The organism is Pseudomonas trutticola BRTCR10, assembly GCF_056155105.1.
Genome location: NZ_CM149552.1, coordinates 2,003,802 through 2,018,894, shown reverse-complemented (window position 1 = coordinate 2,018,894; position 15,093 = coordinate 2,003,802). Strand labels below are relative to the sequence as shown.

Annotated in this window: 15 protein-coding genes; 13 read left to right on the top strand and 2 right to left on the bottom strand. The window is 59.6% G+C overall.

Going from position 1 to position 15,093, the window contains the following annotated elements; genetic code table 11:
• Positions 1-355: 355 nt before the first annotated feature.
• From puuE to ACVVH8_RS09045, 8 genes are all read left to right on the top strand, one after another.
• Positions 356-1,282, top strand: coding sequence for an allantoinase PuuE (puuE, locus tag ACVVH8_RS09080; RefSeq protein ID WP_475229576.1), 927 nt, complete (start codon positions 356-358; stop codon positions 1,280-1,282).
• Positions 1,279-1,794, top strand: coding sequence for a 2-oxo-4-hydroxy-4-carboxy-5-ureidoimidazoline decarboxylase (uraD, locus tag ACVVH8_RS09075; RefSeq protein WP_103303785.1), 516 nt, complete (start codon positions 1,279-1,281; stop codon positions 1,792-1,794). The genes puuE and uraD overlap by 4 nt, the downstream gene beginning before the upstream one ends.
• An 87-nt stretch (positions 1,795-1,881) precedes the next feature.
• Complete coding sequence (alc, locus tag ACVVH8_RS09070; protein ID WP_095191513.1) at positions 1,882-2,877, top strand: allantoicase; 996 nt, start codon at positions 1,882-1,884, stop codon at positions 2,875-2,877.
• A 137-nt stretch (positions 2,878-3,014) separates the two neighbouring features.
• A complete protein-coding gene (locus ACVVH8_RS09065) occupies positions 3,015-3,518 on the top strand; it encodes an ureidoglycolate lyase (protein ID WP_007960648.1) in 504 nt (167 codons plus the stop codon).
• A gap of 51 nt (positions 3,519-3,569) precedes the next feature.
• Entirely contained in the window at positions 3,570-4,877 is a 1,308-nt protein-coding gene (locus ACVVH8_RS09060) for a urate hydroxylase PuuD (RefSeq protein WP_475229573.1), read from the top strand.
• Positions 4,878-5,046: 169 nt separating this feature from the next.
• Positions 5,047-6,405: a nucleobase:cation symporter-2 family protein gene (locus tag ACVVH8_RS09055; protein WP_213028025.1), complete on the top strand. Its 1,359-nt coding sequence runs from the start codon at positions 5,047-5,049 to the stop codon at positions 6,403-6,405.
• A gap of 165 nt (positions 6,406-6,570) precedes the next feature.
• Complete coding sequence (locus ACVVH8_RS09050; protein WP_213028024.1) at positions 6,571-7,356, top strand: outer membrane protein OmpK; 786 nt, start codon at positions 6,571-6,573, stop codon at positions 7,354-7,356.
• A gap of 373 nt (positions 7,357-7,729) precedes the next feature.
• The gene (locus tag ACVVH8_RS09045) at positions 7,730-8,515 is read left to right on the top strand and encodes an outer membrane protein OmpK (RefSeq protein WP_064118621.1); all 786 of its coding nucleotides are present in this window, start codon (positions 7,730-7,732) and stop codon (positions 8,513-8,515) included.
• Between the two features lie 137 nt (positions 8,516-8,652).
• On the opposite strand, the gene ACVVH8_RS09040 is transcribed toward ACVVH8_RS09045, so the two are convergent.
• Complete coding sequence (locus ACVVH8_RS09040; protein ID WP_475229571.1) at positions 8,653-9,825, bottom strand: patatin-like phospholipase family protein; 1,173 nt, start codon at positions 9,823-9,825, stop codon at positions 8,653-8,655.
• Positions 9,826-9,860: 35 nt separating this feature from the next.
• A complete protein-coding gene (locus ACVVH8_RS09035) occupies positions 9,861-10,793 on the bottom strand; it encodes a lipid A biosynthesis lauroyl acyltransferase (protein WP_103303779.1) in 933 nt (310 codons plus the stop codon).
• Between the two features lie 117 nt (positions 10,794-10,910).
• Between ACVVH8_RS09035 and minC the strand changes: the two genes are divergently transcribed.
• The 5 genes from minC to ACVVH8_RS09010 all read left to right on the top strand — a co-directional run bounded on the left by minC (position 10,911) and on the right by ACVVH8_RS09010 (position 15,078).
• Positions 10,911-11,648 (top strand): septum site-determining protein MinC, encoded by a 738-nt coding sequence (gene minC, locus ACVVH8_RS09030; RefSeq protein WP_026000431.1) that lies wholly within the window; start codon positions 10,911-10,913, stop codon positions 11,646-11,648.
• A 169-nt stretch (positions 11,649-11,817) separates the two neighbouring features.
• On the top strand, positions 11,818-12,630 hold the full coding sequence (gene minD / locus ACVVH8_RS09025; protein WP_007913953.1) for a septum site-determining protein MinD: 813 nt from the start codon (positions 11,818-11,820) through the stop codon (positions 12,628-12,630).
• Positions 12,630-12,884 (top strand): cell division topological specificity factor MinE, encoded by a 255-nt coding sequence (gene minE / locus ACVVH8_RS09020; RefSeq protein WP_003223146.1) that lies wholly within the window; start codon positions 12,630-12,632, stop codon positions 12,882-12,884. Before minD ends, minE begins: the two co-directional genes overlap by 1 nt.
• 91 nt (positions 12,885-12,975) lie before the next feature.
• Positions 12,976-13,611 carry an RluA family pseudouridine synthase gene (locus ACVVH8_RS09015; protein ID WP_007960625.1) on the top strand — a complete coding sequence of 212 codons (636 nt, stop codon included), beginning with the start codon at positions 12,976-12,978 and terminating at the stop codon, positions 13,609-13,611.
• 177 nt (positions 13,612-13,788) lie between these two features.
• Positions 13,789-15,078, top strand: coding sequence for a M18 family aminopeptidase (locus tag ACVVH8_RS09010; RefSeq protein WP_007919200.1), 1,290 nt, complete (start codon positions 13,789-13,791; stop codon positions 15,076-15,078).
• The last annotated feature ends 15 nt before the right edge of the window (positions 15,079-15,093 follow it).

The window sequence follows — 15,093 nt, the reverse complement described above, 5'->3', positions numbered from 1 at the left end:
GTTTCGAAGCACGAAAAGTTGCGGCGAGCGACTGATTAAGACACTTTTCAAAAAAATTGTACACAATAAAAACGACATTTTTCACATCACCCCCGCCATCCGGGACTTTCCCCGCGTTCTGCCAGCAAAGCGCCTGATCATTGAACCTCCTATCCATTAGCTGACTGGTCAGGCAGGTTTCTTGCAGGCTCACGCCACTAACAGCAAAAGATGACAGTCGGTGAAATTTGCGAAAATTCAGGCTTACAAATTGAGAATAAAGTTGTATACAATCAGCCCATCGCTGTGACGCCAGCCTGCACACTCACCGCCGGGCCGTTACACAACCTGTCAACGAATAAGAAGGAAGACTGCAGTGAGCGCTGACTACCCACGCGACCTGATCGGTTACGGCAGTAACCCTCCTCACCCACACTGGCCGGGCAATGCCCGCATCGCCCTGTCCTTCGTACTCAATTACGAAGAAGGCGGCGAGCGCAACATTTTGCACGGCGACAAAGAATCCGAAGCCTTTCTGTCCGAGATGGTTGCCGCTCAGCCGCTGCAAGGCGCGCGCAACATGAGCATGGAATCGCTTTACGAGTATGGCAGCCGCGCCGGCGTCTGGCGGATCCTCAAACTGTTCAAGGAATTCGACATTCCGCTGACCATCTTCGCCGTCGCCATGGCCGCTCAGCACCACCCGGATGTGATCCGCGCAATGGTCGACGCCGGCCACGAGATCTGCAGCCACGGCTATCGCTGGATCGACTATCAGTACATGGACGAAGCGCAGGAACGCGAGCACATGCTCGAAGCGATCCGCATCCTCACCGAACTCACCGGTGAGCGTCCGCTGGGCTGGTACACCGGTCGCACCGGTCCGAACACCCGTCGCCTGGTAATGGAAGAAGGTGGTTTCCTATACGACTGCGACACCTACGACGACGACCTGCCCTACTGGGAACCGAACAACCCGACCGGCAAGCCGCATCTGGTGATCCCGTACACCCTCGACACCAACGACATGCGCTTCACGCAAGTGCAGGGTTTCAACAAGGGTGACGATTTCTTCGAATACCTCAAAGACGCGTTCGACGTGCTCTACGCCGAAGGTGCCGAAGCGCCGAAAATGCTCTCGATCGGTCTGCACTGCCGCCTGATCGGCCGCCCGGGTCGCCTCGCTTCGCTCAAGCGCTTCATCGAATACGCCAAAAGTCATGAACAGGTGTGGTTCAGCCGTCGCGTCGACATCGCGCGTCACTGGCACGAAACCCAGCCGTACCAAGGGGCCGCCAAATGAGCCGCTTTCAAACCCTGCAACCATCGACCCTGAGCCGCGACGCCTTCGTCAAAGCCTTTGCCGACATCTACGAACATTCGCCATGGGTGGCCGAGAAGGCCTACGACCTGGGCGCAGACGCATCGATCGACGAGATCGAAACCCTGCACCAGCGCATGAGCGACATCCTGTTGAGCGCCGATCACGCCAGTCAACTCGCGTTGATCAACGCTCACCCGGACCTGGCCGGCAAAGCTGCCGTCCAGGGCCAATTGACCGAAGCCAGCACCAATGAACAGGCTGGCGCCGGTATTCACCAATGCACGGCCGAAGAGTTTTCTCGCTTCACCGAGCTGAACGACGCCTACAAAGCCAAGTTCAAGTTTCCCTTCATCATGGCGGTAAAAGGCAGCAACCGGCATCAGATCCTCGCGGCGTTCGAAACGCGCATTCACAATTCGGTCGACACCGAGTTCAAATGCGCGCTGGCGGAGATCAACAAGATCGCCCTGTTCCGTTTACTGACTCTTTAGCAAGCCTGACCCGAGTACATCAAACGCGGAGAGTACCCAGGGTCTTGCAAGCATCCCCAGCCAACTTATTAAAGGCAGACAAGAAGAATGAAAGCTTACGCCGTACCTTTCGAGAAGTTCGTCAACCTGGCCGATGCCCGTCTGGGCACCAAAATCATCTCGGTCACCGATGACTGGTTCGCAGACGCCAATCGTCTGTTTCAGCCAACCCCGGCCGTGTGGAAGGAGGGTGTGTTCGATGACAACGGCAAGTGGATGGACGGCTGGGAATCGCGCCGCAAGCGCTTCGAAGGCTTCGACAGCGCCGTAATCCGCCTGGGCGTTCCGGGCTCGATCAAAGGCGTGGACATCGACACTTCATTCTTCACCGGCAACTTCCCGCCATCGGCGTCTCTGGAAGCGTGCTTCCTGGCCTCGGGCGAGCCTGATGAAAACACCCAGTGGACTGAAGTGCTGTCGGCCGTCGAGCTGCAGGGCAACAGCCACCACTACCACGAAATCAGCAACGACAAGGCCTTCAGCCACCTGCGCTTCAACATCTACCCGGATGGCGGTGTCGCCCGTCTGCGCGTGTACGGCATTCCGTTCCGCGACTGGTCCGCTGTTGGCGACAACGAACAGGTCGATCTGGCAGCAGCCCTCAACGGTGGCCGCGCCCTCGCCTGCTCCGACGAACACTTCGGTCGCATGAGCAACATCCTCAACCCGGGCCGTGGCATCAACATGGGCGACGGCTGGGAAACAGCACGTCGTCGCACGCCAGGCAATGACTGGGTGATCGTCGCGCTGGGCCACCCGGGCGAGATCGAGAAGATCGTCGTCGACACCCTGCACTTCAAGGGCAACTACCCGGACACTTGCTCGATCCAGGGCGCTTTCGTCAAGGGCGGCACCGACAGCCAGATCGAAACCCAATCGCTGTTCTGGCGCGAACTGCTGCCAAGCCAGAAGCTGGAAATGCACGCCGAACACACCTTCGTCGAGCAGATCAAGGCACTGGGGCCGATCACCCACATCCGTTTGAATGTGTTCCCGGATGGTGGTGTGAGCCGCCTGCGCGTTCTCGGCAAGGTCGCTAAATAAGGTTGAACCCAATCGCTGGCAAGCCAGCTCCCACAGGTTTTGTGAACGCCACAGTCCACTGTGGGAGCGGGCTTGCCCCGGGCGGCGTTCCGACGATGGCGATAGTTCTAACAACACAGAATTCGGATAAGAACAGCATGCGCACACTACAGATTGAACCGCTGACCAAAGAAGCCTTCGCCCCTTTCGGTGACGTGATCGAAACCGACGGCAGCGATCACTTCATGATCAACAACGGTTCGACCATGCGCTTCCACAAACTGGCGACGGTCGAAACCGCGACGCCTGAGGACAACGCGATCATCAGCATCTTCCGCGCTGACGCGCAGGACATGCCGCTGACCGTGAGCATGCTGGAACGCCATCCGCTGGGCAGCCAGGCTTTCATTCCGCTGCTCGGCAACCCCTTTCTGATCGTGGTCGCGCCACTTGGCGATGAACCTGTATCAGGCTTGGTCCGCGCCTTCGTCACCAACGGCAGGCAGGGCATTAATTACCATCGCGGCGTCTGGCACCACCCGGTGCTGACGATCGAAAAGCGGGATGACTTCCTGGTGGTTGATCGCAGTGGCACAGGCAATAACTGCGATGAGCATTTTTTCAAAGAGGATGAGCGTTTGATCCTCGCCCCCCACCAATAAGAGAAGGTCTGATCACTCGACAACAAGAGTGACAGGCGAGAGGTAAAGACTGTGGAAGCACATCTGTTGGAATGGCTGAACCTGAGCGTGCGCTGGGTTCACATGATCACTGGCGTGGCCTGGATCGGCGCGTCGTTCTACTTCGTCTGGCTGGAGAACAACCTCAACCGCGTCAACCCGAAAACCGGTCTTGCCGGTGATCTGTGGGCGATCCACGGTGGCGGTATCTATCACCTGGAAAAATACAAACTGGCCCCACCGTCGATGCCGGAGAACCTGCACTGGTTCAAATGGGAAGCCTACTTCACCTGGATGTCGGGTATTGCGCTGCTGTGCGTGGTGTTCTACTCCAATCCAACGCTCTACCTGCTGGCTCCGGGCAGCACACTGAGCGGCCCTGAAGGCGTGGCCATCGGTATCGGCTCGCTGTTCCTCGGCTGGTTCATCTACTCCTTCCTCTGCGACTCCGCTTTGGGCAAACGCCCTGCCCTGCTCGGCTTCATCCTGTTCGTGCTGATCATCGGCGCGGCGTATGGCTTCAGCAAGGTGTTCAGCGGTCGTGGTGCGTACCTGCACGTCGGCGCGATCATCGGCACCATCATGGTCGGTAACGTGTTCCGCATCATCATGCCGGCTCAGCGTGCACTGGTGGCGGCGATTGCCGAAAACCGCACGCCTGATCCGGCGCTGCCGGCCAAAGGTTTGCTGCGTTCGCGTCACAACAACTACTTCACCCTGCCGGTGCTGTTCATCATGATCAGCAACCACTTCCCGAGCACCTATGGCAGCCAGTACAACTGGTTGATCCTGGCCGGGATCGCAGTGTTGGCGGTGTTGGTGCGTCACTACTTCAACACCCGTCACGACAGCCACAAGTTTGCCTGGACTCTGCCGGTTGCGGCGGTGGGCATGATCACTCTGGCGTACGTCACCGGTCCTGTACCGATGTCGACCGCTCCGGAAGTGGCCAAGGCTCCGGCAAAAATCGAGTACCAGCCGCTGCCGGAAACGGCACTGGGCGGTGGCGCGAAACCGGCTGAAGCGGCAGCACCCGCAGCAGCGCCTGCAGCAGCACCGGCGCAAGCCTCCAATGCAGGTCCGGCCTTCGACAAAGTGCACAACGTGATTCAAGAACGTTGCGCGGTTTGCCACTCGGCCAAACCGACCAGCCCATTGTTCAGTGCGGCCCCTGCCGGTGTGATGTTCGACACCCCCGAGCAGATCCGCCAGAACGCGGCGCGCATCCAGGCGCAAGCCATCACCACGCAGATCATGCCACTGGGCAACATCACCCAGATGACCCAGCAGGAACGTGACCTGATCGGTGCATGGATCGCCCAGGGAGCGCAGACCAACTAAGCCACAAAAGCATCGCTGGCAAGCCAGCTCCCACAGGGTTTTGCACTGCCTGTGTGGGAGCTGGCTTGCCAGCGATTGGCCGCAACGCGGTTTACCTGATGCACAGAAACAGCTGTGAGCAACCCGGCAGCTGTTCAATCACAAGAATAAAAAAGATCCGAGGTGTTGCATGTCCGAGCTGTCCAAAGCGCGCATCCCCGACGCACCCGCCATTCAGCGATTGCCCCTTTTGCAACTGATCCTGGTCGGTTTGCAACATGTTCTGCTGATGTACGGTGGTGCCATCGCGGTGCCGCTGATCATTGGACAGGCCGCTGGCCTGAGTCGTGAAGAAATCGCCTTCCTGATCAACGCCGACCTGCTGGTCGCCGGTATCGCCACCATCGTGCAGTCCTTGGGCATCGGCCCGATGGGCATTCGCATGCCGGTGATGATGGGCGCCAGTTTTGCCGCCGTCGGCAGCATGGTCGCCATGGCCGGCATGCCCGGTATCGGCCTGCAAGGGATCTTCGGCGCCACCATTGCTGCCGGTTTCTTCGGCATGATCATCGCGCCGTTCATGTCCAAGGTCGTACGTTTCTTCCCGCCGCTGGTGACCGGCACAGTCATCACCTCGATCGGCTTGTCGCTATTCCCCGTAGCCGTGAATTGGGCTGGTGGCGGTGCCGCCGCTGCGCAATTCGGCTCACCGATTTATCTGGCCATCGCCGCTCTGGTGTTGGGCACCATTCTGTTGATCCACCGCTTCATGCGCGGTTTCTGGGTGAACATTTCCGTCCTGATCGGCATGTGCTTTGGCTACCTGCTGTGCGGCGCGATCGGCATGGTCGACCTGAGCGGCATGGCCAACGCGCCATGGGTGCAATTCGTCACCCCACTGCATTTCGGCATGCCGAAATTCGAACTCGCGCCGATCCTGTCGATGTGCCTGGTGGTGGTGATCATCTTCGTCGAGTCCACCGGGATGTTTCTCGCGCTGGGCAAGATCACCGGCCAGGAAGTCTGCCCACGCATGCTGCGTCGCGGCTTGTTGTGCGATGCCGGCGCTTCATTCGTGGCCGGTTTCTTCAATACATTCACCCACTCCTCTTTCGCGCAGAACATCGGCCTGGTGCAGATGACCGGCGTGCGTTGCCGTTCGGTGACCATCGTCGCCGGTGGCTTGCTGATCGTCCTCAGCCTGCTGCCGAAAGCGGCGTTCCTGGTGGCGTCGATTCCACCGGCGGTATTGGGCGGTGCGGCGATCGCGATGTTCGGCATGGTTGCCGCGACCGGCATCAAGATTCTGCAGGAAGCCGACATCGGTGACCGTCGCAACCAGTTGCTGGTGGCGGTGAGCATCGGCATGGGTCTGATCCCGGTGGTGCGTCCGGAGTTCTTCGCCCACCTGCCGTTGTGGATGAGCCCGATCACCCACAGCGGCATCGCCATGGCCACGCTGAGTGCGTTGACGCTGAACCTGCTGTTCAACATTCTCGGCGGTGCCGAGCGCGCGGCGATCAACGACTGCCACGCGCATCAGCACTAAAAACAGCATCACCAATGTCCTCTGCAGGAGTGAGCCTGCTCGCGATTGCGTCATCAACACCGACATCAATGTTGACTGATTCACCGCTATCGCGAGCAGGCTCACTCCTACAAAGGCACGCAACAGCTCTGCGCCTCAAACAATAAAAACAAGAGGGAGCAACAGATGATTCGCACGCAAACCAACCTGCTGTTGAGCGGTGGCCTGCTGGCCGCATCCCAAGCCATGGCCGGCGATTTATTGCTGTGGCAGACCAACAGCCTGAGCTATCTGTACGGCAAGAATTTCGCGATCAATCCGTCGATCCAGCAGACGGTGACGTTCGAGCACGCCGACAAATGGAAGTACGGCGACAACTTCCTGTTCGTCGACAAGATCTTCTACAACGGCCAGGAAGACCGCAACAAAGGCCCGCACACCTTCTACGGCGAATTCACCCCGCGTTTCTCGTTCGGCAAGATCTTCGACCAGAAGCTCGAATTCGGCCCGATCAAGGACGTGCTGCTGGCGATGACCTACGAGTACGGCGAAGGTGAGAGCGAGGCCTATCTGATCGGCCCCGGGTTCGACCTCAAGGTGCCGGGCTTCAACTACGTCACCCTGAACATCTTCCGCCGCCAGACCGAAGGCCCGCGCCCCGGCGACGGTGTCTGGCAGATCACCCCGGGCTGGTCGTACAGCATCCCTGTGGGCAATTCCGACCTGCTGATCGACGGTTATCTGGATTGGGTCGTCGACAACGACGAGAACTCGCGCGGCACCTACCACGCCAACCTGCACATCAATCCGCAGATCAAATACGACTTGGGCAAAGCGCTGGGCTGGAGTCAGAAGCAGCTGTATGTCGGCACCGAATACAGTTATTGGAAAAATAAATACGGGGTCGAAAGCAGCCACAACCTCGACACCAATCAGAACACCGCCAGCCTGCTGGTGAAGGTGCACTTTTAAGATGACCCGCAACCGTGCCCCATACCTGTCGTCGGTGCTCTGTTGCGGGGCACTTGAGAGCTGGCCAAGGAGTCAGTATTCTCCGCGGCCTCATGAATTCGGTCTAAAAAAAAGCCCGGATTTAATTCCTGACCGACAGGCCAACTTATCCCGGCCCCGGTCAGTACCGAGGCATCCCGAAAACACGCTCTGTCGACTGTTTTTCAGCAGCCGACCGGGCGTTTTTTTGCTTTTCGAAAGCCTTGGCCCAGCTCTTGCTAACAGCATGAAAGCTGACCAATCGGATGACTTTTGCAGCAACGAAAAAAGGCGCCACACCAGAGCGCCGATCTTAAAAAAATAAACGTGGAACACCTACTTTGGGAGCAACCGAATGAAACGTATGTGCACCAGCCTGATGCTCGCGGGATCGATGCTGGCCGGCGGCCAGGCCATGGCCGATGGCCTGTTGCAATGGCAGAACAACAGCCTGACCTACCTTTACGGCAAAGACTTCAAGGTCAACCCTGCGATTCAGCAGACCGTCACCTTCGAGCACGCCGACGCCTGGAAGTATGGGGACAACTTCCTGTTCGTCGACAAGATCTTCTACAACGGTGACAAGGACTTCAACAACGGCCCGAACACCTACTACGGCGAGTTCAGCCCGCGCATCTCGCTGGGCAAGGTGCTCGACCAGAAGATCGAATTCGGCCCGATCAAAGACGTCCTGCTGGCGATGACATACGAGTTCGGCGAGGGTGACACCGAGTCCTACCTGATCGGTCCGGGCTTCGACCTGGCCATCCCGGGCTTCGACTACTTCCAGTTGAACTTCTACCAGCGCCACACCGAAGGCTCGCGCCCGGGTGACAACGTCTGGCAGATCACTCCAGTGTGGTCCTACACCATTCCGGTCGGCGACTCGAACGTGCTGATCGACGGCTACATGGACTGGGTCGTCGACAACGACGTCAACAACCGTGGCGAATACCACGCCAACCTGCACTTCAACCCACAGGTCAAATACGACTTGGGCAAGGCGCTGAATTTCGGCGAGAAGCAGTTGTACGTCGGTGTTGAGTACGACTACTGGAAAGACAAGTACGGGATCGACGACACCCGTGCCTTCACCACCAATCAGAACGTGACCAGCTTCCTGGTGAAGTTCCACTTCTAATGCCGGTGTAAGTGGCGTCTGCGAGGACGCCATCGCTGGCAAGCCAGCTCCCACAAGTTCTTTGGTGTAGACAAAATCTGTTTACGACGCAAAGCCCTGTGGGAGCTGGCTTGCCAGCGATTGCCGCACCACCGATCTCAGGCTGGAACCACCGCTTCGGACAGCCCCAAAAACCGGCAAAGCTCCTCACGCTTGGCCAACGCATCCCGTCGCCCCAGATCGATCAACTCGCTGCAATACCCCGCCTCGAACAGCAGATAACTCAACACTCCCGCCCCGCTCGTCTTGGTCGCTCCCGGCCCACGCAAGAACAAGCGCAACGCCGCCGGCAATTCCTGACGATGGCGTGCCGCGATTTCATCAATCGGCTGACTCGGCGAAATCACCAGCACCTCCACCGGCGCCACACCCAATTCGCGAGTCGGCGTGCCGGCGGGCATCAGGTGGCTGAACTGGTTGAGACGCTGCAGCAACTCGATGTCGCTTTCCAGGCTGTCGATGAACGTGCTGTTGAGCATGTGTCCGCCAATCTGCGCCAGCGTCGGCTGTTGCCCGGTGTAGGTGCGCTCCAGCGGCTGCTGCGGATCAAACCCGCGCGGGTTGCCACTGACACCGACCACCAGCACGCGACTGGCGCCCAGATGCAGGGCCGGACTGATCGGCGCCGATTGCCGCACTGCGCCGTCGCCAAAATATTCATCGCCCAGTTTCACCGGAGCGAACAACAACGGAATCGCCGAACTGGCCAGCAGATGCTCCACCGACAATTGCGTCGGCACGCCGATGCGCCGATGCCGCAGCCAGGAATCAATCTTGCCGCCGCCCTGATAGAACGTCACCGCCTGCCCCGACTCATAGCCGAACGCAGTCACCGCCACCGCGTGCAATTGCTTGCGTGCGATGGATTCGGCGATGCCGGGCATGTGCAGTTTTTCATTGAGCAGATCGCGCAGCGGCGAACTGTTGAGCAGCGCCACCGGCAGGTGTCGGCCCATGCCGAGCAAACTGTGGCTGACAAAACGACTGGCTTGGCGGATCACTCCCGGCCAGTCACTGCGCAATACGCGATGGCTGCGAAAGCCCTGCCAGAACAGCGTGAGGCGTTCGATGGCGGCGCGAAAATCCGTGGCGCCGCTGGCCAGGCTCACGGCGTTGATCGCCCCGGCCGAGGTGCCGACGATCACCGGAAACGGATTGTCGGCGCCCAATGGCAACAACTCGGCAATCGCCGCCAACACCCCCACCTGATACGCCGCCCGAGCCCCGCCGCCGGAAAGAATCAAACCTGTGACCGGTTCAGCTGGGCTCATCGCAACACTCCATGGTGCTCAAAGGGATGGGTGAATCAACCGCGTTTGGCGTACAGCTTCGGCTCGCCCGGTGGACGGCTCTTGAAGCGGCGATGCGCCCACAGGTATTGCTCGGGGCAGGCTCGCAAAGCGCTTTCGACCCACTGATTGATGCGGATGCAATCGGCCTCTTCGGTCTCGCCGGGGAAGTCCTCCAGCGGCGCATGAATCGTCAGGCGATAACCGCTGCCGTCCGCCAGACGCTCCTGAGTGAATGGCACCACCAGCGCTTTGCCCAACCGGGCGAATTTGGTGGTCGCGGTCACGGTCGCTGCCTGAATGCCGAACAGCGGCACGAAAATGCTTTGCTTGGCACCGTAGTCCTGATCCGGCGCATACCAGATCGCCCGACCCGAACGCAGTAACTTGAGCATGCCGCGCACGTCGTCGCGCTCCACCGCCAGCGAATCGAGGTTGTGCCGTTCGCGGCCCTGACGCTGGATGAAATCGAACAGTGGGTTCTTGTGTTCGCGGTACATGCCATCGATGGTGTGCTGCTGACCGAGCAATGCCGCGCCGATTTCCAGCGTGGTGAAATGCGCCGCCATGAGAATCACGCCTTTGCCTTCGCGCCGGGCTTTTTGCAAATGCTCCAGACCTTCGACGTGGGCCAGTTTGGCCAGGCGCTCGCGGGACCACCACCAGCTCATCGCCATCTCGAAAAACGCGATGCCGGTCGAGGCAAAGTTTTCCTTGAGCAGGCGTTTGCGCTCGGCGGCGGATTTTTCCGGGAAGCACAGTTCAAGGTTGCGCTTGGCGATGCGCCGCCGGTCGCCGGCCACGCGATACATCAGCGCGCCCAAAACTCGACCGATGGTCAGCAATGCCGGATACGGCAACTGCACGATCAGCCATAAAAGCCCCAGACCGCACCAGAGCGGCCAGAAGCGTGGAGCAAGAAATGCTCTTCGAAAACGCGGGCGATCCATTAAAGCTTCCGTAAATACAGTGGCCGCGCATTCTACATCGTTCGACCCGGCTTGCGGCTCGCGGGCGTTCTCGTTATAAGTCTCGGCACTTTTAGTGACAAGCCGTTGTATGCCGACATGAGCCAAACCGAACCGTTAGACCAAGATCCCGTATTCCAGCTCAAGGGCAGCATGCTGGCCATTACTGTGCTGGAACTGGCCCGTAACGACCTCGAAAGCCTCGATCGGCAATTGGCCGCCAAAGTCGCCCAGGCGCCGAACTTCTTCAGCAACGCGCCGCTGGTTCTGGCGCTGGACAAATTGCCGCCGAGCGAAGGCGCGGTCGATCTGCCGGGCCTGATGCGCGTGTGCCGCCAGCATGGCCTGCGCACCCTGGCGATTCGCGCCAGCCGCATCGAAGACATCGCCGCCGCCATCGCCATCGACATTCCGGTGTTGCCGCCGTCCGGCGCCCGTGAACGGCCGCTGGAAACCCCGGAAGCCGAAGTCAAAAAGAAACCGGAAAAACCACCGGAGCCGACCGTAAAACCCACCCGTGTCATCACTACGCCAGTGCGTGGTGGCCAACAGATATATGCCCAGGGTGGCGATCTGGTCGTGGTTTCCTCGGTCAGTCCGGGGGCGGAACTTCTTGCCGATGGCAACATCCATGTATACGGCCCGATGCGCGGTCGTGCGCTGGCCGGGGTCAAGGGTGACACCAAGGCGCGGATTTTCTGTCAGCAATTGAGCGCTGAACTGATCTCTATCGCAGGCCACTACAAGGTTTCCGAAGACTTGCGTCGCGATCCGATGTGGGGCTCGGGCGTACAGGTCAGCCTGTCGGGCGACGTGTTGAACATCATTCGGCTTTAACGGATACTGCCGCATTTTCCAAGCATCTCTAAAACGTAGCGAAAACGGCTCAAACGAAGTAGGAAAAAGGCCTAAAGCCAAATTCCAGCCAAGGCTGTCCGACTGCAGTAGTTTTCAAGAGATGTTTTTCAGGGGCTGAACAGTCCTTCTTCCTTAGGGGTGAAACACCTTGGCCAAGATTCTCGTGGTTACATCCGGCAAGGGTGGTGTGGGTAAGACCACCACCAGCGCCGCTATCGGTACCGGCCTCGCTCTGCGCGGCCACAAAACAGTGATCGTCGACTTCGACGTGGGCTTGCGTAACCTTGACCTGATCATGGGTTGCGAGCGCCGCGTGGTGTATGACTTCGTCAACGTGGTCAACGGCGAAGCCAACCTGCAACAGGCGCTGATCAAAGACAAGCGTCTGGAAAACCTCTACGTACTGGCCGCCAGTCAGACCCGCGACAAAGACGCGCTGACTGTCGAAGGCGTGGAAAAGGTTCTGATGGAGCTCAAGGAACAATTCGAGTTCGTGGTCTGCGACTCCCCGGCCGGCATCGAAAAAGGTGCGCACCTGGCCATGTACTTCGCTGACGAAGCGATCGTCGTGACCAACCCGGAAGTGTCCTCGGTACGCGACTCGGACCGCATGCTCGGCCTGCTGGCCAGCAAGTCGCGTCGCGCCGAACGTGGCGAAGACCCGATCAAGGAACACCTGCTGATCACCCGCTACCACCCGGAGCGTGTTGAAAAGGGCGAGATGCTTGGCGTTGAAGACGTCAAGGAAATCCTCTCGGTAACCCTGCTCGGCGTGATCCCGGAATCCCAGGCGGTGCTCAAGGCATCCAACCAGGGCGTACCGGTGATTCTCGACGACCAGAGCGATGCCGGTCAGGCTTACAGCGATACCGTCGACCGTTTGCTGGGCAAAGAAAAAGCCCACCGTTTCCTCGATGTCGAGAAGAAGGGATTCTTCGAGCGCCTGTTTGGAGGTAGGTAATGAACCTTTTTGACTTCTTTCGTGCCAACAAAAAGCCAAGTACCGCCTCGGTAGCGAAAGAGCGTCTACAGATCATCGTGGCGCATGAGCGCGGCCAGCGCAGCACGCCGGATTACCTGCCAGCCTTGCAGAAGGAACTGGTCGACGTGATCCGCAAGTACGTCAACATCGGCAACGACGACGTACATGTTGCACTGGAAAGCCAGGGCAGTTGCTCGATTCTGGAACTCAACATCACCCTGCCAGATCGCTGAGTCGATCCGGCAGGAACGACGGCGGCTCAGGGCCATTCCCATACCGGAATGGCCCTGAGCCGCCGTTGGCATTTGTTACGAGGCTGTTTTAATGCCGTTGTCCAACATCCGCATCATCCATCAGGACGCCGCCGTACTGGTGGTCGACAAACCGACCCTGCTGCTTTCGGTGCCCGGTCGCGCCGACGACAACAAGGATTGCCTGATAACCCGCTTGCAGGAAAACGGCTACCCGGAAGCGCGCATCGTCCATCGTCTGGACTGGGAAACCTCCGGCATCATTCTGCTGGCCCGTGACGCCGACACCCATCGCGAACTGTCGCGTCAGTTTCATGACCGCGAAACCGAAAAGGCCTACACCGCGTTGGCCTGGGGTCAGCCGGAGCTGGACAGCGGCAGTATCGATTTGCCGTTGCGCTACGACCCGCCGACCAAGCCACGTCATGTGGTGGATCATGAATTCGGCAAACATGCTCTGACCTTCTGGCGCGTGCTGGAACGTTGCGGCGACTGGTGCCGCGTCGAGCTGACGCCGATCACCGGCCGCTCGCACCAGTTGCGTGTACACATGCTGTCGATCGGGCATCCGTTGCTTGGCGATGGCCTCTACGCACACGAACAAGCCCTCGCTGCCTGGCCGCGCCTGTGCCTGCACGCGAGCATGCTCAGCTTCACCCATCCGCAAACCGGTGAACGCCTGCGCTTCGAGTGCCCCGCCCCCTTCTGACGGCTTGCGCAGAAACCCTGTAGGGGTGAGCCTGCTCGCGATAGCGGTGTGTCAGACCAGAATTATTTGAATGACACACCGCTATCGCGAGCAGGCTCACTCCTACAGGGATCCGGTGCAGATTCAATTCCCCGGCCGATGCGTTAAACTCCCGCCCATTGCTGTCTGGAGTTTCTTATGCGCGAAGAGTTGAACCAAGGCCTGATCGACTTTCTCAAGGCCTCCCCTACCCCGTTCCACGCCACTGCCAGCCTTGTTCAACGTTTGGAGGCCGCCGGTTTCGTGCGCCTCGACGAGCGCGAGCCATGGACCACCGAGCCTAACGGCCGCTATTACGTCACCCGTAACGACTCCTCGATCGTCGCGATCAAAATGGGCCGCACTTCGCCACTGCACGGCGGTATCCGCCTGGTGGGCGCGCACACCGACAGCCCGTGCCTGCGGGTCAAGCCGCAACCGGAGCTGCAGCGTCAGGGCTTCTGGCAACTGGGCGTCGAAGTCTACGGCGGTGCGCTGTTGGCCCCGTGGTTCGACCGCGATCTTTCGCTGGCCGGCCGCGTGACCTTCCGCCGCGACGGCAAGGTCGAAAGCCAGTTGATCGACTTCAAGGCGCCGATCGCGATCATTCCGAACCTGGCCATTCACCTCAACCGTGAAGCCAATCAAGGCTGGGCAATCAACGCGCAGACCGAACTGCCGCCGATTCTCGCGCAATTTGCCGGTGACGAGCGCGTCGACTTCCGCGCCGTACTCACCGATCAACTGGCCCGCGAACATGGCTTGAACGCCGACGTCGTACTCGATTACGAGCTGAGTTTCTACGACACGCAAAGTGCTGCAGTGATTGGCCTGAACGGCGACTTCATCGCTGGCGCGCGTCTCGACAACCTGTTGTCGTGCTACGCCGGCCTGCAAGCCTTGCTCACTGCCGAGACCGACGAAACCTGCGTGCTGGTGTGCAACGATCACGAAGAAGTCGGCTCCTGCTCGGCCTGCGGTGCCGACGGCCCGATGCTCGAGCAGACCCTGCGCCGCCTGCTTCCGGAAGGTGACGAGTTCGTCCGCACCATCCAGAAATCCCTGCTGGTTTCGGCCGACAACGCCCACGGCGTACACCCGAACTATGCCGAGAAGCACGACGCCAACCACGGCCCGAAACTCAACGCCGGTCCGGTGATCAAGGTCAACAGCAACCAGCGCTACGCCACCAACAGCGAAACCGCCGGGTTCTTCCGTCATCTGTGCATGGCCGAAGAAGTGCCGGTGCAAAGCTTCGTGGTGCGCAGTGACATGGGCTGCGGCTCGACCATCGGCCCGATCACCGCCAGCCACCTGGGCGTGCGCACCGTCGATATCGGTCTGCCGACCTTCGCCATGCACTCGATTCGGGAGTTGTGCGGCAGCCATGACCTGGCGCACCTGGTGAAAGTGCTGAGCGCGTTCTACGCCTGCCGCGAATTGCCGTAAGCAGTATTTGTGGCG

What these genes read in the sequence shown, in the direction of transcription:
- uraD (WP_103303785.1), top strand. Translation starts at nt 1,279, where the DNA reads ATGAGCCGCTTTCAAACCCTGCAACCATCGACCCTGAGCCGCGACGCC.
- alc (WP_095191513.1), top strand. Translation starts at nt 1,882, where the DNA reads ATGAAAGCTTACGCCGTACCTTTCGAGAAGTTCGTCAACCTGGCCGAT.
- ACVVH8_RS09065 (WP_007960648.1), top strand. Translation starts at nt 3,015, where the DNA reads ATGCGCACACTACAGATTGAACCGCTGACCAAAGAAGCCTTCGCCCCT.
- ACVVH8_RS09055 (WP_213028025.1), top strand. Translation starts at nt 5,047, where the DNA reads ATGTCCGAGCTGTCCAAAGCGCGCATCCCCGACGCACCCGCCATTCAG.
- ACVVH8_RS09050 (WP_213028024.1), top strand. Translation starts at nt 6,571, where the DNA reads ATGATTCGCACGCAAACCAACCTGCTGTTGAGCGGTGGCCTGCTGGCC.
- ACVVH8_RS09045 (WP_064118621.1), top strand. Translation starts at nt 7,730, where the DNA reads ATGAAACGTATGTGCACCAGCCTGATGCTCGCGGGATCGATGCTGGCC.
- ACVVH8_RS09040 (WP_475229571.1), bottom strand. Translation starts at nt 9,825, where the DNA reads ATGAGCCCAGCTGAACCGGTCACAGGTTTGATTCTTTCCGGCGGCGGG.
- ACVVH8_RS09035 (WP_103303779.1), bottom strand. Translation starts at nt 10,793, where the DNA reads ATGGATCGCCCGCGTTTTCGAAGAGCATTTCTTGCTCCACGCTTCTGG.
- minC (WP_026000431.1), top strand. Translation starts at nt 10,911, where the DNA reads ATGAGCCAAACCGAACCGTTAGACCAAGATCCCGTATTCCAGCTCAAG.
- minE (WP_003223146.1), top strand. Translation starts at nt 12,630, where the DNA reads ATGAACCTTTTTGACTTCTTTCGTGCCAACAAAAAGCCAAGTACCGCC.
- ACVVH8_RS09015 (WP_007960625.1), top strand. Translation starts at nt 12,976, where the DNA reads ATGCCGTTGTCCAACATCCGCATCATCCATCAGGACGCCGCCGTACTG.
- ACVVH8_RS09010 (WP_007919200.1), top strand. Translation starts at nt 13,789, where the DNA reads ATGCGCGAAGAGTTGAACCAAGGCCTGATCGACTTTCTCAAGGCCTCC.